The following is an 18,067-nucleotide window of genomic DNA, read 5'->3' on the forward strand; positions in this document are numbered from 1 at the left end:
TTCAACATCCACCTCTGCTGGGTATGGCATAGATCACGTTGCCTGAAACAAATAAATTGAAGCCTTTATCTTCTACAGAAGGAAGCAACAATTCCCATGTTTTTCCCTTGTCTGATGATCTGAAAATGCCGCCAGGATGAGCACTAAAGAAGTTTTCACCAACCTGGGTAATGGAAGTCATGTATGCGTGCACACGAAGGCGATCATTAATGCGATCATTCCAGGTCCGCCCTATTGAATCAATAACAACTTTGTCCCGAAGGGCGGAATGAATGGGCTGCCAGGTTTTACCCCCGTCGTAGGATGTACTTAGCCTACTGGTATTTGGGGTATTCGACTCTGAATTGGAAGTGATAGCAACGAATCCACCTTTGATCGGTTTTACATCGAAAGCCACCCTGTCCTCACTGATCACCGGCGCCCAGTTGTCGCCATTATCGGTCGATCTTATTATTCTTCTCCTACTGGTCGCCAGCAGTACGCCATTCGACTCGGCCAGATTCCCTACCAAGCCTCCGGCATAGACATGTTTCCAGGTTTTTCCATTATCAGTGGACCTAATAATGCCTCTGTTGATGGCGATGAAAATGGTACCTTCGGGGGTCTCAAAAACGCTGCGTAGTCGTGCCGCCTGAAAATTTTCGAATATCGGCGACCATACACTCGTTCCGTTTGTTGTTTTCAGATTTACACCCCAGTAATTATGGGCAGACATCCCGGACTTACCGGGGGCAATGCTGCTATGTTCGTCAGGGAAAGTTTCTTTCGTCCAAAAAGGAGAGGTGGCATTTGGTGTATTGTGATAGAGTCCGTTTCTAACCCTTAAGAACAGGCCTTTATCATTTGCAAAGAAGCTATTTCCCCGAATACTATCTACCCGTAAAGTTTTGGGCAGCCATTTGCTGATGTCCTGCCAGGTTTGTCCGCCATCTGTAGATTTAAAAACGATCTTTGCCGTCTCAGTCTTCTTTGTTTTTGCGTCTGGCTTTTTAGCAGTTTCATTAATGATCTCGCGATTAGCCAATACTAGTCCGCTTACCACAACCAGCGGTAAGATCAGAGTATACATAACTTTTTTCATGTTTTTTGTAGTTTTAATGAACATCGATTTATCTCTCGATAAACAGATTTGTTTAAGGCTTTTTTTATTTTTCGTATTTCTTTAAAGCTAGTGCAATAAAAATACGTTGATTTATTTGAGGCTAAGGGACTTAGATGGTAAATAAAAGTGTAAACTTTGTAAATAATATCTTGACATGATGCTTGTAAGAAGAAATCTGTTGCCAGTCAAACGTAATCACCTGGGCGGATTATTACTACTCCCGTTTATCTCGATCATCTGCGTGGCTTTCAGCATCACCGGCAGTGATGACTTTGGCTTGGCCCGAAGGGAAATTTTGCTTCGCCGAATCGGACACGAAATACTCCTGCAGTCGGGCGACAGTACATCCCGGGTACTACCGGTAAAAAAGATCGCCAAAAATGAATACCAGATCAGTTTTGAGAAGGCGTTTACTTTTCAACCCGAATCCCTGGTGCATACAACGCAACGTTTGTTAGCTAAAGACCCGCTCGCCAGTGATTACGTGGTTAATGTACTGAACAGTGCCCGTGTAGCCTATGGATATGCTATATCAAAAAATAAGAAAGATGATATTGTAGCCTGTTTAGGAAGAAAGCAACCCGTAGCGCCTTACCTGATTAACATTCAATTCAAACCGGCCGGAATAATGACCGCCAAGAACGGATATCTTTTGGGCAGCCTGACAGTTTTAGCCTTTGTTGGATTTATGTTTTTAAAATCTGTCCAGCCTCGGAAGGCTTTCGTAGCTGACAGTCAGCCTACGAGTATATTTCCTTTAGGGGCAATGTCGTTCGACGCGGAGGCTCGTAAGCTCCTGATAAATGGAAAGACCATCGACTTGACCAGAACGGAAACCCGTGTACTACGCATTTTCGCGTTGTCTCCTAATGAGACGATAGAGCGCAGCCGGCTACAAAAAGAAATATGGGAAGATGAAGGGGTTATAGTAGGCCGCAGTCTGGATATGTTTATTTCCAAACTTAGAAAAAAAATGGAATTTAATACGAGTGTCAAAATTGTTGTTATACGCGGCAAAGGATACAAGCTTGAAATTAGCGCTTAAGAAAAGCTTCCCGCTCCGAACTGGATGCCGAAAAACTGTTGCCTACGTTAAAATCAACCGAGCAAGAAAACTGTGAATTTACGCAGACAATTCGTTTTTACAGTTGCGTACAACGGACTAGTATGAACCCCAGCAGAGGCCGTCGGCCTCTGCTGGGGTTCATACAGTGTTGTGTTTAGTTCTTTTATTTTTGTTATACAGCTTCTTCTTCAACCTCCACTAATTCTGCTAATTTTAATGCAATTTTTAGCAATGATTCTTCATTAGTATCAAGACCACTTCTTGAACCTAATAAAGGACTTACTTCACGAAGTCTGTCAAATGTGGTATTGTGTACAATCGGAACGAGTAAATCGCGTGCTAGAAGTGCTGAAAGTTCTTTATCTGCAATACCTTCATTTCTCACTCTTTCTAAAAAGGATGGCGTTACCAAAACTAATCCAACTTTTGATTTGGCTATTCCTTTGTCAATCTCGCGAAGTAATGATGAGCCTAATAAAACATCCTTTTCGCTAAACCATACAGATACTCCATTAGCCTCGAGCAAATCGTGAAGTTCCTTTGCCGCACCTTTTCGGTCATCCCAAGCGTGGCATAGAAAAACATCCCGAAGGTCAGGTGTAATTGAGCGTCTCTCGATATTTTCACGAATTGGTGTTAGTGTTCGTATTTCCGTTGGTGTATAATAAACACCAGATGAAGGTCTGGACCATTTCGGTTTACTGCTCCTTGAACTTCCCCCTCCGGAACTTCTACTTCCGTAACTACTGCTACTTGAAGAGTAAGATGAAGTATAGGATGGATATGAACATATATCCGCAAGAACGTCCTCCGCAGGCAGGGCAGTCAGCTGCTGCACTGGCTGTTCTATGTCCTCTTGATGGTGCTGTACATCTTGCCATATATTTTATTTATTTTTTATTATATGCATTAAACACAACTACCAGATATACAGAACTACTCCATATATACTTCCATTTTGGCCGGATAAACAGAGTAATACTCCGGTTGTCGGTACTATGAATAAAATTGCTGTAGTCATTTTCCTGTTCTTATTCTGTTGTACTTCATATTGATAGCGCCACCTTGCTTACAAATAAAAATACATCAGAAATATATAAAGAATATATGCTTACTCCTTTACCCACCAGCAAGTAAGGGTTTACTTCCGAATTCGTTTTTATTTATGATAATACATTAATAGGCTATGAAGGATAGCAATACCATGTATTTTCATTTATGGATAATAAAAAAGGGCATCTATGCAGATGCCCTAATAAAACAGGTAAATGGGTTGATTAATTTGCTTTTACTAACGGATGGAGAAACGAACTTCCTTTACTTTAGAGTTCGTCCGGTTATCAGTTAAACTCATGCGGAGCAGGTAAGATCCTTGCGGTAAGCTACTGGCCTTGATGGTAGTATCAACTATTACCGGATTGGTTTTGGGATGTTTTTTATAGCCCCAAACGGTTTGGTTCAGGCTACCATCCGCCAAGTTTACTACCTGTACTTCCAATTCTTTAATTTTGTCTTTGTCGCTAATTAAAGATTGTATCGGAATAGTTTTACCAGACATAAATACACTATTATTTAAAGGTGCATCTAGTCGAACGTAAGGAGCAGAACCATCTGGTTTGGTATCTGAATTATTAAAAAGATCTTCGCAGCTAGTAAGAGAAATAATAAGGATTAAAGCTGTTAAGCATTGAAGTAATAATTTTTGCATCATAAAATTGAGTGATCTGTATATTCTTGAAATAAGTTTTAACTACTATAGAAAATTAAATTTGGATTTAATCTGTAAAGCAAATTAACTAAACCGCTATATATTAGTATAACTACGTTCTTGTTAAATTACCATTGTTTCGGAACCTTAAAACAGTTGGTTAACAAAAAAATAATTTAAGTTTATCATTTTTTTGATTCCTGCAATAAAAAGCAGAAATCCTGCTAATAAGTTTCTGTAACTCCATTATTCTTTGTTAAATATAAAAAACAATACTCATTTCTTTAGATAATACCATAATTCAGAGTTTTTCCTGTTTGAACATTTCTAATTTTAATATCGTAAAAAGTACTCCAGCCGCCAGAACGAGCGGTTATGTTTTACGAACGATAAACTAAGAAATGTCAATTATGAGAAATTACGAAGATTCTGATCCGACATCTTTTAATAGTTTCCGCACCGGAAACGAAAATCCACGACGCGACTTGTCTACCCGCAATGAATTTGGCACTAACCAAGCCAGTATGCGACCTGGTTCTAACGAAGGTACTGCCGATCATCGCACTAATTCAGGTCCGAGCCAATATTCGGCGTATCAACCTTTTAATCGCAAAAGCAACCAGCAAAATAATAACTGGTCGCAAAACGACCAGAACTGGCAAAACAACCGGGGCAATTACCGGCAATCTGATCAAGGTCAAAATTATAATTACAACAACCAAAATACGCAGTACCGGAACGAAAACCGGTATAATCAGCAAAACGACCACCAAAACTGGCAAAGTTCGCAAAACAGTCGCCACGACGATGACCGCAACGTATTTGAACGAACCGGCGATCGCATAAACGAAACCTGGAACCGCTGGACTGATGACGATAATAACAATGATTATAATCGCTCATCGCAACAATTCCGCAATCAGAATCAACATAACCAACAACCATATAACGATTATAATCAGCAAAATCGTTATTCTTCTGATTACGGCTCCCGTAACAATTGGAACCAAGACCGTAACTTCAATAACGACCGGTATCAAAATCGCCATAACAACGAACACGAAAACGAAGGCTTTTTTGATCGGATGGGAAATAAAATAAGCCAGGCCTGGGACCGATTTACCGGCGAAGATGAAGAACAGCGTTATCAGGAAAGAGGTAACATGAATAGCCAGCACCGCTGGAACCACGGCTTTAATGAAAACCGGGGACACGAAGACGATAACCCCCGCAGAAATTTTAACCGAAATGATTCCTGGGGATCTTCTAACCGTAATAATGAATGGTAAACTTGGTTTAAAGTAAAAAACCTGAAAATAAAAAGCCTCGCATAAAATATGCGAGGCTTTTTGCGTAAAGGAGAAACAGCTAAATGTAATTTTATCTTTAACCTTACAGTTAAAGGTGTTATTAAACTCTTTGTACTTCCGGTTCTTCCCGCGGTAATTCCTCGGTAGATTCGTTATTGTAATTATCTATTGTTAAGTGATAAACTTCGGCGTAATGTTTAAAGTCTTCGGTAGTCCATTTCGTATCTTTTAAAATACCGTTAGCTATATCATACACCAAGCCGTGCAAGCGTAAAGGTTTACCGGCATTTAAGGCATTTTGAACAATGGTAGTTTTATATAAGTTGTTTACCTGCTCCAGTACATTTAATTCTACCAGCCGGCGCCAACGGGCATCTTCATCCTGCATATCCTGCAATTCGTCCTGGTACCTAGGCATTATATCTTTAATATTACGCAGCCAGTTATCAATTAATCCATACTGTTGGTCGCCCATGGCCGCTTTCACGCCGCCGCATCCGTAGTGGCCGCAAACAATAACATCCTGTACTCCCAATACCTCAACGGCATATTGTAATACCGATAACATATTCATGTCGGTATTTACTACCACGTTGGCAATATTACGGTGCACAAACATTTCGCCGGGACCTGTACCGCAGACATCATTTGCCGGTACCCGGCTATCGGAGCAGCCAATAAATAGGTAACGAGGTTTCTGACCTAAGGCAAGCTTTTTAAAATAATTTTTATCATTCTTTAATTTTTCGGCTACCCATTTACGGTTATTTTCAAATATTTTTTCCATTTTATTTTTCGACTTTAGAAGGTTTGGTTAATGTGCGTTTGTGGATACCACTTCAGGAATATTCTGCAAATGCAGCCGAATATTACGTTCTTGCGCGTTAATTTTAAAATTTTGGATGGCATCGAGCACATCGTAATCAATAAACGTTGATTTGGAGCCATCTACTATAATTTCGCTGTTATCGGGTAAATGGTGCAACGTTAATAAAATACTGGCTTTATTAAGAAACGATACATTTTCGCTTAGTTGTAACCGGATAACTTCGCCTTGTTTATGCTTTTCTTTGTGAAAAAAGTAAGGTGTTTTGTAATTAGCTTTCAATATAAAGAATACGCCTATTGCTAATCCAATGGAGATGCCAATGAGCAAATCGGTAAACAAAATAGCCAAAATGGTTACAATAAACGGTATAAATTGCTCTAGGCCAAGTTTAAACTGACTAACATAAAGGCTTGGTTTAGTCAATTTAAAACCAACCACCAGTAATACCGCAGCCAAGGCAGATAATGGAATTTGGTTAAGCACAGAAGATAAAAACAACACACTTATCAGCAATAAAATACCGTGAAAGAAAGCCGAAACTTTAGTTTTACCTCCGGCATTTATATTAGCCGAGCTGCGTACAATTACGGCAGTCATGGGTAAGCCACCTAGTAAACCACTAATAAAATTACCAAAACCCTGCGCTTTTAATTCGCGGTTAGTAGGCGTAACCCGTTTTAAAGGATCCATGCGGTCCACGGCTTCTACACTTAAAAGGGTTTCGAGAGAAGCAATAATGGCAATGGTAATCGCTAAAATATACACATCCATGTTGCCTAAGGCACTCCAATCGGGCTGGGTTAACTGGGCTACCAGCTTCGTCCAGGAATCCATGGTGGGTAGCTGCACCAAATGCTCAGTGTTAATGGTTAAAACCGGAGCGCTAGCTTTAAAAAAGTAATTAATTCCTAAAGCTACTATTACAGCTATTAAGGCCGAGGGTACAAATTTAAAGAGCGCATATTTCTTAAAGCGCGGCTTATCCCAAAGAACTATAATGAGTAAAGAAATAACCCCAACTAATAAGGCTCCTTTCTCAATGTGTTCAAAAGCATAAACCATTTCGGTGAAAGTGTTACGGCCATCGAACTGAAAAAACTCCATTTCGCCAAAAAAATCTTTATCGGCACCTAAAAAATGCGGAATTTGCTTTAAAATTAAGGTTAAGCCAATAGCGGCCAGCATTCCTTTAATAACGCTCGACGGAAAATAATGGCCAATAATACCGGCCTTTAAGAACCCTAAGATTAACTGTAAAACACCGGCTATTACTACCGCCAACTGAAAAGCTTCGAAAGAACCTAATTTAGTAATACCGTTTAAAACAATTACCGTTAAACCGGCGGCCGGCCCGCTAACACTTAACTGCGATCCGCTTACGAGCGAAACAACAATGCCACCTACCACTCCCGCAATAACTCCCCCTAGAAGAGGAGCGCCCGATGCCAAAGAAATACCTAAACAGAGCGGCAAGGCTACCAGAAACACCACCAAGCCCGCGGGTAAATCACTGCCCAGATTTTTTAAAGAAATACTATTTGTTGAATTCATGCCGAGTTTCCAAGTCTGTTATTAAGATATAGCTGTTTACCTTATTTTTAGTTTACAAACTTATTCTGGCAAGATTAAACAGACATTAAAGGCATATTAAAATGAGATTAAAAATTAGCCGGAAGGGAAATAATTACTTCGGTACCAACATGCAGGGCTGAGTGAACTTCAATGGTACCTTGGTGGAGTTTAATAATTTTCTCGGCTAGAGGCAAACCAATGCCATGTCCCGAAATATCCCGGACGTTATCGGCCCGGAAAAAAGGAACAAATACGTGTTGTAAATCTTCGTTTTTAATGCCTACTCCCCTATCCTGAACGCGTAACTGTAATTGAACCAGATTTACATGAATGGTGGCTGAGATTAACCCTTGCTCCGGCGAAAATTTACAGGCATTTTCAAAAACATTAATAAAAGCAATTAGTAATAAAGATTCGTTTGCTAAGCAAATTAGCCGGCTTTCGTCTTCGGGTAAATTTTCAAAGTTTATTTCTATTTTCGCTTGCCGATGTCGTTTTTTTACTTCTTCGCCAGCCAGAAAAACAACTTCATCGAACCTCACTTTATTTAGCTCTATCTTAGAGATATCAAAACTTGCCTGCGCAATCTGCAAAAGGCCATTGGACAGTTGCGTTAAAAGCTTTGCCTCATCTAAGGTAGCATGTAAAACGCGTTCGTATTCGTGAGATCCACGGGGTTTCATTAAGGCTACTTCCAGTTCGCCAATCATAGCAGTAAGCGGCGTGCGAAGTTCGTGCGAGGCGTTGGAAATAAACGTTTTCTGCATGGCAAAAGCTTGTTCCAACCGGTCCAGCATTTTATTAAAAGTATGAGCCAAATGCGACAATTCGTCTTTCCCATCAGAATCGGTTAACCGCAAATGCAAATCCGAAGCGCTGATTTTTTCTACTTCTTTCACTACTTTGGTAATGGGCCGCAGAGCTTGCCGGGCAAATACCCAACCCGCGGCTAAAACAATAACTACTGCTAATAAACAACCCACAGTTAAAATTAAGCGCAACTCGCGTAGTTGCTGTTTACTATTTACATCAATAGATGAAGCAATTACAGAATATTGTTGTTTTTTTTTGGTGTCGAAATATGGAATACCTACCAGTTGCCGGTCGTGTACCAGCTGCATTACTTCGTGGCCTTGTTGTAAACGCGCAATTAAATCTTTGCTTATTGGCAAACTACCGTCGCCTTCCTGAAAAACCAGCTTGCCAGTTGCGTCATAAACGTTTACAATTTCGTAGGGCAAAGATTGGTTATACTGCCTTAAAATTTTGCGGTAAGTTTCCTGGCTTACCTGGTTGGCATCCAGGTATACGTGCGCCACAATATTCGCCCGGTCTTTTAAGTTTTGCTGGAAATCACTTTCCTGGTAAAACAAAACAAACACGTAAATAAAAATGGAAAACAGAACAAGAATAAACGAAAATATAACAGCGAATTGCAGCGTTAATTTCGTGCGGATGGTCATAAAAATCAGTTTTCTTTTACTACGTACCCCATTCCTACCAAGGTATGGATTAATTTAACCGGATGGTCTTTGTCAATTTTTTTGCGCAAAAAATTGATGTATACATCTATTACGTTGCTGCCGGTGTCAAAAGAAGTTTCCCAAACGTTTTCAATAATATCTACCCGGGACACTACCCGGTTTTTATTACGCAACAAGTACGAGAGCAAGGCAAATTCACGCGCCGTAAGCGTAACAGGTTGGTTGTTGCGGGTTACTGTTTTGCGGGCCATATCTAGTTCCAGATCGGCAATGCGCAGAATTTCGCCGGTAGGTAAATCATTTTTCCGCCGGGTAAGAGCCCGAATCCGGGCAAGTAATTCCTGAAACTCGAAAGGCTTTACCAGATAATCATCGGCGCCGGCATCTAAGCCTTCAATCTTATCAGTGGTGTTGCCCAAAGCAGTTAACATTAAAATAGCCACTGAACTATTCTGTTGCCGGATGGCTTTGCAAACTTCCAGGCCGTTTAGTTGTGGCAAAATCACATCCAGAATAATTATATCGTATTCTTTATCCAGGGCCAGCCGTTTTCCAAAAAATCCATCGTAGGCTTGTTCTACATCGTAGGATTGCTCTTCTAAACCTTTTTTAATAAAAGAGGCAACTTTAGGTTCATCTTCAATCAGGAGTATTTTCATGGGCCAGCGAGCCTTCGTCGGAAACAGTTAATAAAACAGTTGTAATTTAAATTTTAAACTTCCTTAACCTTACTCATTTTTAATGATGGGTATTAGGTAAGGAAGTCTCACAGTTCAAAAGTAAAGCCTTTTTCTTTTAATTTTTGATAAATACCCGGGTTAAAGCGGTATAAGCGGGCAGCCCGGTGCGCTACTCCGGTTTGCGTTTCGTTTAATTGTTCGAGCAAGTTCATTTTAAGGAGTTTTTTGCGAAAGTTGCGTGTATCGAAAGTAGTACGCAACACGGCTTCGTATAACTCCTGCAGTTGAGTTAAAGTAAATTTTAGCGGCAGCAATTCAAAACCAATGGGCTCAGAACGTACTTTACTTTGCAGATGTTGCAACGTTACGTTTAAGATGTGTTTATGATCGAATACCAGTTCGGGTAAATCCGAAATATCGAACCAGTTGATATCACTGGCATCAGGCCCGGCTCTTAAATCGTCGGTGCGGTATTTTATAAGCGCGTAAAAAACAACTGTAATTACCCGCCGCCACGGAAAGCGATTTACCTGTCCAAAAGCCTGCACTTGCTCCATAAAAACGTTGGTCATGCCGGTAGTATCGTGCAACGTGCGCTTCGCCGACGTTTCCAATTCTTCAAAGTCGAGTACAAATCCGCCTGGTAAGGCCCATAAACCTGGGGATGGTTCAATATTTCGTTTCAGGAGAAGAACTTTTAGTTTGCCATCGTCTAAACCAAATATAACGCAATCCGTGGAAACGGAAGGAATAATATCTTCGGGTTTAAAATTTATAACGGAACCGGCAAATTCAGTTTGAATCATAACGCATCGTATAATAATTAGCCATAACATTGAAGAAAGAGAAATGTTTACACCACTAAACAAGCTTACACAATTCCCTGCATTTTTATAAATTGAAACTTAATCGCTTAAACCATCCAAAATAAGTAATTTTAAATTGGTTTGGTGAGAATTATCTATTAATATTGTATCTTTTACAATAAGTATTCTTACGTATTTAATTTGTAATATAATGGCTCTAATCGAATTATTACAAATGATTTACTATAAATTAGCTTAGAGCCTGTTTAATCAAGGTTTTTGCTTTAAAATTCGCTTGTTTTTCCATTATAATTAACCAGCAATAATTTTTACACAACAATTTATTCTGATATATAAGCACGATGTATTTATTAGGCTATGACATTGGCTCCTCTTCGGTAAAAGCTACTTTAATAGAGGCAGCAACCGGAGTAGTACTACTTTCGGCTTTTGCGCCGGCGCAAGAAATGGGTATGATTGTAAAGCAAGAAGGCTGGGCCGAACAAGACCCCGAACGATGGTGGCATTACCTGAGCGAAGTAACGCACCGGGTGATCCGCGATGGTCGCATTCAGGCAAAAGACATTAAAGCCATAGGCATTGCCTACCAGATGCACGGCTTAGTAGTAGTCGATCAAAACCAGGAAGTGTTACGACCTTCCATTATTTGGTGCGACAGTCGGGCTGTTGCCTTGGGCGATAAAGCTTTCCGGGAAATTGGCTCCGAAACGTGTTTGTCGTGCTACTTAAATTCGCCGGGCAATTTTACTGCTTCTAAACTAAAGTGGGTAAAAGAAAACGAACCGGATATTTTTGGGCGCATTCATAAATTTATGCTTCCCGGCGATTACATTGCCATGAAGCTTTCGGGCAAAATTCAGACAACGGCTTCTGGCTTGTCGGAAGGAATTTTGTGGAATTTTAAAGAAAATGCCCCTGCTTACGACTTATTAGATCATTACGGAATTCCGGCGGACCTTATACCGGAAATTGTGCCTAGTTTTGGTTTACAAGCGGGAGTATCGGCAAGTGCGGCCACAGAATTAGGTTTAGCGCCGGGTACGCCCATTGCTTACCGGGCCGGCGACCAACCCAATAATGCTTTCTCGTTAAACGTATTGCATCCCGGTGAAATAGCGGCTACGGCGGGTACTTCCGGCGTGATATACGGAGTTAATAACCAATTTACCTACGATCCGGAATCCCGGGTAAATACTTTCCTGCACGTAAATCATACCCCGGAGCAACCATCTACAGGTACCTTGTTATGCGTAAACGGCACGGGTATTTTAAATTCCTGGCTGCGGAAAACTATATTTACTTCCGAAAAAGCAAATTCCAGTTACTCCTACGAAGAAATAAACAACCTGGCGCAAAGCGTACCACCCGGCGCAGAAGGTTTACTTATTTTACCTTTTGGCAATGGGGCCGAACGTTTTCTTAAAAATCAGCAGGTAGGCGCCCACATCGCTGGTTTATCTTTTAATCAGCATACCCCAGCGCATCTGGCCCGGGCTGCCCAGGAAGGAATTATTTTTGCCCTGCGCTACGGGTTTGACATCATGAAAGGCATGCAGATAAATGCGCGCACGGTAAAAGCCGGAGATGCCAACATGTTTCTGAGTCCTTTATTTGCGCAAACATTTGCTACCGTTACCAACACGGTGGTGGAACTGTATAACACCGATGGTTCGCAGGGAGCAGCCCGGGGAGCAGGCGTAGGAGCAGGTATTTACCCCGATTATTCGCAAGCATTTGCCGGTTTGCGCTGTACCCGGTCCGTTGAACCAGAAACCCACTTACAAGAACAATACGAAACTATTTACCAGGATTGGCTAGCTGAGTTACAAGTACAGTTAAACCGTTTTCCCGCTTAAAAAATAAAATTTAATTCCATTTAATTTAAAGCAAACGTATTTGGTTCTCGTATAACCCAGCATTAATCCAACATTATATTACTCAACTATTTGCATTTTATAAAAAATTAAAACTTAACCCTAGCAAAAAATATGGCAGTTAAAGTAGTAACAGGAGCGAAAGAATACTTTCCGAATATCTCCCAGATAGCTTACGAAGGCAAAGAGTCTACCAACCCGATGGCGTTTAAATACTACGACGAGAACAAAGTAGTAGCGGGCAAACCCATGAAAGACTATTTCAAGTTTTCAGTGGCTTATTGGCATTCTTTTACCGGTACGGGCGGCGATCCGTTTGGTCCGGGCACGCGGGAGTTTCCGTGGGCCAGCAGTTCCGATGCCATTACCTGTGCTAAAGAAAAAATGGATGCGGCCTTTGAATTTACGTCTAAGTTAGGATTAGGCTATTACTGCTTCCACGACTTTGATGTTGTAGCCGAAGGTAAATCTATCGCTGAATCGGAGCGTAACCTGCAAACCATGGTAGATTTCGCCAAAGAAAAGCAAAAAGAAACGGGTATAAACCTACTGTGGGGAACTGCCAATTTGTTTTCGCACCCGCGTTACATGAACGGGGCAGCTACCAACCCTGATTTTAATGTGTTAACTTACGCCGCTGCCCAAGTAAAAGCTGCTATTGATGCAACTATTGCTTTAGGCGGACAAAACTACGTGTTCTGGGGAGGCCGCGAAGGTTACATGTCGTTACTAAATACCAACACCAAGCGCGAAATTGAGCACATGGGCCGGTTCTTGGCGATGGCCCGCGATTATGGTCGCAAAGCTGGTTTTACCGGTACTTTCCTGATTGAGCCTAAGCCGATGGAACCAACCAAGCATCAGTACGATTTTGATGCCGCTACCGTGATTGGTTTCTTAAATAAATTTGGGTTACAAGACGATTTCAAATTAAACCTGGAAACTAACCACGCTACACTAGCGCAACATACTTTCGCGCACGAATTACAAATTGCGGTTGATGCCGGTTTGTTGGGTAGCATTGACGCGAACCGTGGCGATTATCAGAATGGTTGGGACACTGACCAGTTCCCGGTAGATTTATACGAACTAACGGAAGCTATGCTGGTAATTCTAGAAGCCGGTGGTTTAGGTAATGGTGGGGTTAACTTCGATGCCAAACTGCGCCGCAACTCTACCGACCTCGACGATTTATTCTTAGCACATATTGGCGGTATTGATGCTTTTGCCCGTGCTTTAACAATTGCTGATAACATTCTGCAAAAATCCGATTACAAGAAATTACGTCAAACCCGGTACGCTTCTTTTGATAGCGGCGATGGCCAGCGTTTTGAGCAAGGCCAGCTTACTTTAGAAGAACTGCGCGAATTAGCAGTTAAAAATGGCGAGCCTAAACAAATCAGCGGCAAGCAGGAATTATTCGAAAACCTGATTAATCAGTACATCTAATATTATTAAAATTTTAATATTATAAAATAAACCCGGTGAGTTTTTTACTTCCCGGGTTTATTTATTGTTAATTTTTAACAAAATCCTTTTTAAACCCTTACAGTTGAAGTTTTCTTATGATTACGAATTAAAAAAATGGACTTTATATTAGCTACTTAGAACATGCTGGTACATGCCATTTTTTTAATTTTTTTTATAAAAATAACTTTAAGTAAATAGAATTAGCTTTAAAATTTAAATTTATCTTTAGGCACAACTTATACTCACCTCCACACTTTCATCATTTATGAAACCAATTGACTACATCGTTTTTCTGGTGTATTTTGTAATCGTATCTGGCTACGGATACTGGATATACCGGAAAAACAGAACCGGGCAAGCCGATTCGAAAGATTACTTTCTCGCCGAAGGTTCCTTAACCTGGTGGGCCATTGGGGCATCCCTGATTGCTTCTAATATTTCGGCAGAGCAATTTATTGGTACTTCAGGGTCTGCTTTTGCCTTAGGTTTGGCTATATCTACTTACGAATGGATGGCCGCCGCAACCTTACTGGTAGTGGCTATTTTCTTTATCCCCATTTATCTTAAAAACCGGATTTACACCATGCCTCAGTTTTTATCGCAGCGCTACAACGATGCGGTAAGTACTATTATGGCAGTATTCTGGTTATTGGTATATGTATTCGTAAATCTTTCTTCGATTCTGTATTTAGGTGCCTTAGCGGTACAAACTGTTTCCGGTATTGATTTCTATTACTGCATGTACGGCTTGGCCATATTTGCCATATTCATTACCCTGGGCGGCATGAAGGTAATTGGCTATACCGATGTAATTCAAGTATTTGTGTTAGTACTGGGTGGCTTAGCCACTACTTATTTAGCATTAGATTTAGTAGCTACTACTCTAGGCGACGGTGGCGCCTGGGAAGGATTAGGTTTTTTACGCAAAGAAGCAGCCGATCACTTTAGTATGATTATCTCCAAAGGTGAATTAATGATTCCGAACGGCCAGGGCGGTACCCGCGATGCCTACATGGACTTACCTGGTTTATCCGTTTTAATTGGTGGGATGTGGATTGTAAATCTAAATTATTGGGGATGTAACCAATACATAACGCAACGGGCCTTGGGTGCTGATTTAAAGACTGCTCGCAGTGGTTTGTTATTTGCGGCTTTCTTAAAATTAATGATGCCTATTATAGTAGTATTACCCGGTATAGCGGCTTATGTGCTTTTCAAAAATGGTCAGTTTCAAACGGAAATGGCTAATGAAGCCGGTCACGTTATTCCGGATCATGCTTACCCGGTTTTATTAAATTTGTTACCCGAAGGTTTAAAAGGTTTATCGTTTGCGGCACTTACGGCGGCTATTGTGGCTTCTTTAGCCGGAAAAGCCAATAGTATTTCTACTATTTTTACCCTGGATATCTATAAGAAGTTTTTCAACCGTAATGCCAGCGAAAAAAGGCTGGTTAATTTTGGAAAATTAGTAGTGGTAGTTGCCTTTATTGTGGCTATTATAGTAGCTCCGGTATTACGCAACCTCGATCAAGCTTTCCAGTACATTCAGGAATATACCGGCTTTATTTCGCCTGGGGTATTTGCTATTTTTGCTTTGGGCTTTTTCTGGAAACGGACTACTGCCTCCGCCGCTTTAGTAGCCGCTGTTTTAACCATACCATTATCCACTTATTTAAAATTCCAATTCCAGGAAATTCCATTTATTGACCGGATGGGAATTGTGTTTTTGATTTTAGTGGCTTTAATGGTTATTATTACCTTGCTAGATCCAAAAAGCAAGAATAACCCGAAAGGATTGGAAATTGATTCTTCCATGTTTAAAACTTCCTCGTCGTTTGCGGTGGGAGCTGTAATTATCTGCGGAATTCTGGCTGCTTTATACACCATTTTCTGGTAAGAATTCTAAAAATTTACTAAAACAAGAAGAGCGGCTAATAATGGCCGCTCTTTTTGTTTTAGTATAATAATAGTAGTAGTAGTTGCTATAACGGACTTTGAGGTTGTCCTTTGGAGCCTTTCCAAGGCTCCATGCTTAGGTGCTATCGTGTTTGAAAAGACTAATTTTGCCTCATGGCCGGCGGACCCCGTTTAGCTCTTCCGCACTCGCTAGCCTTCCTTTCCTCGACTTCGTCTGTGGAATGCCTGCGGCACCGGAATCCTAGCAGGTGCTCCACAGCCAAACTGGTGTCTTTATTCTTAGCTAAGGTTTTTACTTTTTTAGTAGTAAAAGATGGTATTAAGCCGAATTTATTAGAATCTGTTGAAAGGGGAAGTAGAAAAGGAAGTTTGATTCTTGTCATTAGTAGCCGCCCATTAAAATCATTTTCCTTCTACTTCATTAAACAAGTTAATTACACAAGATGAGGAAGAAAAGCAGTAGCTACTAGTAAAGACACCAGTTTGGCTCTCTCGGGCCTTTTAGCGTTCCGGTGCTGCAAAGCAGCATGGCGCAGTGGAACGAGCCAAGGTTCGCTAAACCGCCCGAGAGAGCCAAACGAGGCCCGCCGGCCATGAGGCAAATATTGAAACATTAAACAAGTTAGCACCTAAGCATGGAGCCTTGGAAAAGCTCCAAAGAAAACCCTTACTAGCAAGCAAAATCTAGGATAGCTCTTTGATACAATTTAATATAACGGCACAGGCTAGTGGTTATGCGTAGCACAAGAGTCGAGCATAGCAGCTACTTCCGGTATAGTAAAACGTTCGTTATTATTACCGAAATTGGTTTGCACAAAATTTAGTAAATTCGTTATTTGGTCGGGGGTTAACGTTTCTGCTCCGGGCATTTTCTGCTGGTATTGTTGCCCATTTACAGTAATACCCGCTTCCATGCCGTGCTTAATTAAATAAGGTAATTGCCTGCGGTATTTTATTAAATAATCAGCGTTAGCCAGCGGTGGAATAAGCCGACGTAAGCCGCTGCCATCTTGCATGTGGCAGCTTGCGCAATGCTGCTCATATAGTTGTTCCCCGCTATCCGATATTGCCGGGGTACAACGGGACCACGCACCTGTAACCAGCCCCATTAAGAGCAACACCGAGCCTTTAATTTTTAGCATGCTGCGATTTCTCGGCTAGTAAAAGAGGAATATCCTGTATTAATTTATCTACTTGTTCGGCAATCGTGCCATCGTAAATGCCTCGTACATGCCGGTTGGTATCTACTAAAATAAAGGCACCACTATGCACAAATCCTCCCGCTTCATTTTCATCCTCGCCGGCTGTAACCATGTATTTAGCTGCTATGGCGTAAACACTGTCCTTCGCGCCGGTTACAAAATGCCACTTGTTACTGCTTACGCCTAAACGCTCCGCATAATCCCGGAGAACCGCTACCGAATCGTGCTGCGGATCAATGGTATGGGATAGCAATACTACCTGGTCATTATTTTTAAATTTTTCATAAACCCGCAGCAACTGGCTTTTCATTTTCGGGCAAATGGTTGGGCAAGTAGTAAAGAAGAAATCTGTGACGTAGATTTTACCGGCTAACGTTTGACTGGTTACTTGTTGGCTATCTTGATTAATAAAACTAAAATCAGGAATTTGGTGGTAAATTGTGTCGGTTACGGTTTTCCCGTTAATTACCTGTTCAACAGTTTCTCTTTCTCCCAGAATGGGTAAAGTATTTTGAGTAGACTCTGTTTGGGAACAGCTAAAAAGTAAACCAGGCAGCAGCAAAAAGCTGGCTCGGTAAATCAAATAATTTAGTAAATTTTTCGGGTGTATTTTCATTATGGAAGTTTAATAATCTGCGTTTGCTAAAGCATTAGTTACTTGTTTTTTTACTAATTCTATTTTTACTAATTGGTCCTGCAAATATACGTTAGCTTTTTCGGGCGATAAATCAGCAGGGCTTTTATATTGATGCATCCAATCCATCATGGCATCATCCGCTTTTTTTAAATCTGCTATTTGATTTCTGATAACTCTCGTATTCATTTGAGTGGTATCTGCTTTTTGGAGGGAAGCCTGGAGTTTATGTTTCTTCTGGTAAATTTTATCCATTTGGCCCATTACTTCATCGTGCACCGCTAGCACTTTTTCTTCTAATTGCTTTAACTGTTCTTTTTCCGATTTAGCGCAAGAACAGAGACTGATGAATATGAATGTGATAATTAAATAACCGGGATAGCGCTTCATAA

Annotated in this window: 17 protein-coding genes; 5 read left to right on the forward strand and 12 right to left on the reverse strand. The window is 40.9% G+C overall.

The window, feature by feature from the left end:
* Position 1 precedes the first annotated feature (1 nt).
* Positions 2–1,081, reverse strand: a complete 1,080-nt coding sequence (locus HUW48_RS14120; RefSeq protein WP_182416537.1) for a sialidase family protein — start codon at positions 1,079–1,081, stop codon at positions 2–4.
* 298 nt (positions 1,082–1,379) lie between these two features.
* Here HUW48_RS14120 and HUW48_RS14125 point away from each other — a divergent pair, with 298 nt between their 5' ends.
* Positions 1,380–2,147: a winged helix-turn-helix domain-containing protein gene (locus HUW48_RS14125; RefSeq protein ID WP_246343476.1), complete on the forward strand. Its 768-nt coding sequence runs from the start codon at positions 1,380–1,382 to the stop codon at positions 2,145–2,147.
* 193 nt (positions 2,148–2,340) lie between these two features.
* Here the strand turns inward: HUW48_RS14125 and HUW48_RS14130 are convergent, their stop codons facing one another.
* Positions 2,341–3,006 (reverse strand): toll/interleukin-1 receptor domain-containing protein, encoded by a 666-nt coding sequence (locus HUW48_RS14130; RefSeq protein ID WP_220463932.1) that lies wholly within the window; start codon positions 3,004–3,006, stop codon positions 2,341–2,343.
* A 453-nt stretch (positions 3,007–3,459) separates the two neighbouring features.
* A complete protein-coding gene (locus tag HUW48_RS14135; protein ID WP_182411566.1) occupies positions 3,460–3,879 on the reverse strand; it encodes a hypothetical protein in 420 nt (139 codons plus the stop codon).
* 407 nt (positions 3,880–4,286) lie between these two features.
* On the opposite strand from HUW48_RS14135, the gene HUW48_RS14140 reads away from it, so the two are divergent.
* A complete protein-coding gene (locus HUW48_RS14140; protein ID WP_182411567.1) occupies positions 4,287–5,165 on the forward strand; it encodes a hypothetical protein in 879 nt (292 codons plus the stop codon).
* Positions 5,166–5,286: 121 nt separating this feature from the next.
* On the opposite strand, the gene HUW48_RS14145 is transcribed toward HUW48_RS14140, so the two are convergent.
* The 5 genes from HUW48_RS14145 to HUW48_RS14165 all read right to left on the reverse strand — a co-directional run bounded on the left by HUW48_RS14145 (position 5,287) and on the right by HUW48_RS14165 (position 10,557).
* Complete coding sequence (locus tag HUW48_RS14145) at positions 5,287–5,973, reverse strand: carbonic anhydrase (protein WP_182411568.1); 687 nt, start codon at positions 5,971–5,973, stop codon at positions 5,287–5,289.
* Between the two features lie 27 nt (positions 5,974–6,000).
* On the reverse strand, positions 6,001–7,566 hold the full coding sequence (locus HUW48_RS14150) for a SulP family inorganic anion transporter (protein ID WP_182411569.1): 1,566 nt from the start codon (positions 7,564–7,566) through the stop codon (positions 6,001–6,003).
* Positions 7,567–7,673: 107 nt separating this feature from the next.
* Positions 7,674–9,050, reverse strand: coding sequence for a HAMP domain-containing sensor histidine kinase (locus tag HUW48_RS14155; RefSeq protein WP_182411570.1), 1,377 nt, complete (start codon positions 9,048–9,050; stop codon positions 7,674–7,676).
* A gap of 5 nt (positions 9,051–9,055) precedes the next feature.
* Positions 9,056–9,730 carry a response regulator transcription factor gene (locus tag HUW48_RS14160; protein WP_182411571.1) on the reverse strand — a complete coding sequence of 225 codons (675 nt, stop codon included), beginning with the start codon at positions 9,728–9,730 and terminating at the stop codon, positions 9,056–9,058.
* A gap of 107 nt (positions 9,731–9,837) precedes the next feature.
* The gene (locus HUW48_RS14165) at positions 9,838–10,557 is read right to left on the reverse strand and encodes an NUDIX hydrolase (RefSeq protein ID WP_182411572.1); all 720 of its coding nucleotides are present in this window, start codon (positions 10,555–10,557) and stop codon (positions 9,838–9,840) included.
* A 362-nt stretch (positions 10,558–10,919) separates the two neighbouring features.
* On the opposite strand from HUW48_RS14165, the gene HUW48_RS14170 reads away from it, so the two are divergent.
* The 3 genes from HUW48_RS14170 to HUW48_RS14180 all read left to right on the forward strand — a co-directional run bounded on the left by HUW48_RS14170 (position 10,920) and on the right by HUW48_RS14180 (position 15,819).
* Positions 10,920–12,434 carry a xylulokinase gene (locus tag HUW48_RS14170; RefSeq protein ID WP_182411573.1) on the forward strand — a complete coding sequence of 505 codons (1,515 nt, stop codon included), beginning with the start codon at positions 10,920–10,922 and terminating at the stop codon, positions 12,432–12,434.
* 132 nt (positions 12,435–12,566) lie between these two features.
* A complete protein-coding gene (gene xylA / locus HUW48_RS14175) occupies positions 12,567–13,901 on the forward strand; it encodes a xylose isomerase (RefSeq protein ID WP_182411574.1) in 1,335 nt (444 codons plus the stop codon).
* Positions 13,902–14,187: 286 nt separating this feature from the next.
* A complete protein-coding gene (locus HUW48_RS14180; RefSeq protein ID WP_182411575.1) occupies positions 14,188–15,819 on the forward strand; it encodes a sodium/sugar symporter in 1,632 nt (543 codons plus the stop codon).
* Between the two features lie 486 nt (positions 15,820–16,305).
* On the opposite strand, the gene HUW48_RS27310 is transcribed toward HUW48_RS14180, so the two are convergent.
* From HUW48_RS27310 to HUW48_RS14195, 4 genes are all read right to left on the reverse strand, one after another.
* Entirely contained in the window at positions 16,306–16,434 is a 129-nt protein-coding gene (locus HUW48_RS27310; RefSeq protein WP_262891444.1) for a hypothetical protein, read from the reverse strand.
* Between the two features lie 130 nt (positions 16,435–16,564).
* Positions 16,565–16,981: a c-type cytochrome gene (locus HUW48_RS14185; RefSeq protein WP_182411576.1), complete on the reverse strand. Its 417-nt coding sequence runs from the start codon at positions 16,979–16,981 to the stop codon at positions 16,565–16,567.
* Positions 16,968–17,657 (reverse strand): SCO family protein, encoded by a 690-nt coding sequence (locus tag HUW48_RS14190; RefSeq protein WP_182411577.1) that lies wholly within the window; start codon positions 17,655–17,657, stop codon positions 16,968–16,970. Before HUW48_RS14190 ends, HUW48_RS14185 begins: the two co-directional genes overlap by 14 nt.
* A gap of 9 nt (positions 17,658–17,666) precedes the next feature.
* Positions 17,667–18,065, reverse strand: coding sequence for a hypothetical protein (locus HUW48_RS14195; RefSeq protein WP_182411578.1), 399 nt, complete (start codon positions 18,063–18,065; stop codon positions 17,667–17,669).
* Positions 18,066–18,067 lie beyond the last annotated feature (2 nt).

This window comes from Adhaeribacter radiodurans (genome assembly GCF_014075995.1).
Taxonomy (GTDB): domain Bacteria; phylum Bacteroidota; class Bacteroidia; order Cytophagales; family Hymenobacteraceae; genus Adhaeribacter; species Adhaeribacter radiodurans.

What these genes read in the sequence shown, in the direction of transcription:
- HUW48_RS14120 (WP_182416537.1), bottom strand. Translation starts at nt 1,081, where the DNA reads ATGAAAAAAGTTATGTATACTCTGATCTTACCGCTGGTTGTGGTAAGC.
- HUW48_RS14135 (WP_182411566.1), bottom strand. Translation starts at nt 3,879, where the DNA reads ATGATGCAAAAATTATTACTTCAATGCTTAACAGCTTTAATCCTTATT.
- HUW48_RS14140 (WP_182411567.1), top strand. Translation starts at nt 4,287, where the DNA reads ATGAGAAATTACGAAGATTCTGATCCGACATCTTTTAATAGTTTCCGC.
- HUW48_RS14145 (WP_182411568.1), bottom strand. Translation starts at nt 5,973, where the DNA reads ATGGAAAAAATATTTGAAAATAACCGTAAATGGGTAGCCGAAAAATTA.
- HUW48_RS14150 (WP_182411569.1), bottom strand. Translation starts at nt 7,566, where the DNA reads ATGAATTCAACAAATAGTATTTCTTTAAAAAATCTGGGCAGTGATTTA.
- HUW48_RS14155 (WP_182411570.1), bottom strand. Translation starts at nt 9,050, where the DNA reads ATGACCATCCGCACGAAATTAACGCTGCAATTCGCTGTTATATTTTCG.
- HUW48_RS14160 (WP_182411571.1), bottom strand. Translation starts at nt 9,730, where the DNA reads ATGAAAATACTCCTGATTGAAGATGAACCTAAAGTTGCCTCTTTTATT.
- HUW48_RS14165 (WP_182411572.1), bottom strand. Translation starts at nt 10,557, where the DNA reads ATGATTCAAACTGAATTTGCCGGTTCCGTTATAAATTTTAAACCCGAA.
- HUW48_RS14170 (WP_182411573.1), top strand. Translation starts at nt 10,920, where the DNA reads ATGTATTTATTAGGCTATGACATTGGCTCCTCTTCGGTAAAAGCTACT.
- xylA (WP_182411574.1), top strand. Translation starts at nt 12,567, where the DNA reads ATGGCAGTTAAAGTAGTAACAGGAGCGAAAGAATACTTTCCGAATATC.
- HUW48_RS14180 (WP_182411575.1), top strand. Translation starts at nt 14,188, where the DNA reads ATGAAACCAATTGACTACATCGTTTTTCTGGTGTATTTTGTAATCGTA.
- HUW48_RS27310 (WP_262891444.1), bottom strand. Translation starts at nt 16,434, where the DNA reads ATGGCCGGCGGGCCTCGTTTGGCTCTCTCGGGCGGTTTAGCGAACCTT.
- HUW48_RS14185 (WP_182411576.1), bottom strand. Translation starts at nt 16,981, where the DNA reads ATGCTAAAAATTAAAGGCTCGGTGTTGCTCTTAATGGGGCTGGTTACA.
- HUW48_RS14190 (WP_182411577.1), bottom strand. Translation starts at nt 17,657, where the DNA reads ATGAAAATACACCCGAAAAATTTACTAAATTATTTGATTTACCGAGCC.
- HUW48_RS14195 (WP_182411578.1), bottom strand. Translation starts at nt 18,065, where the DNA reads ATGAAGCGCTATCCCGGTTATTTAATTATCACATTCATATTCATCAGT.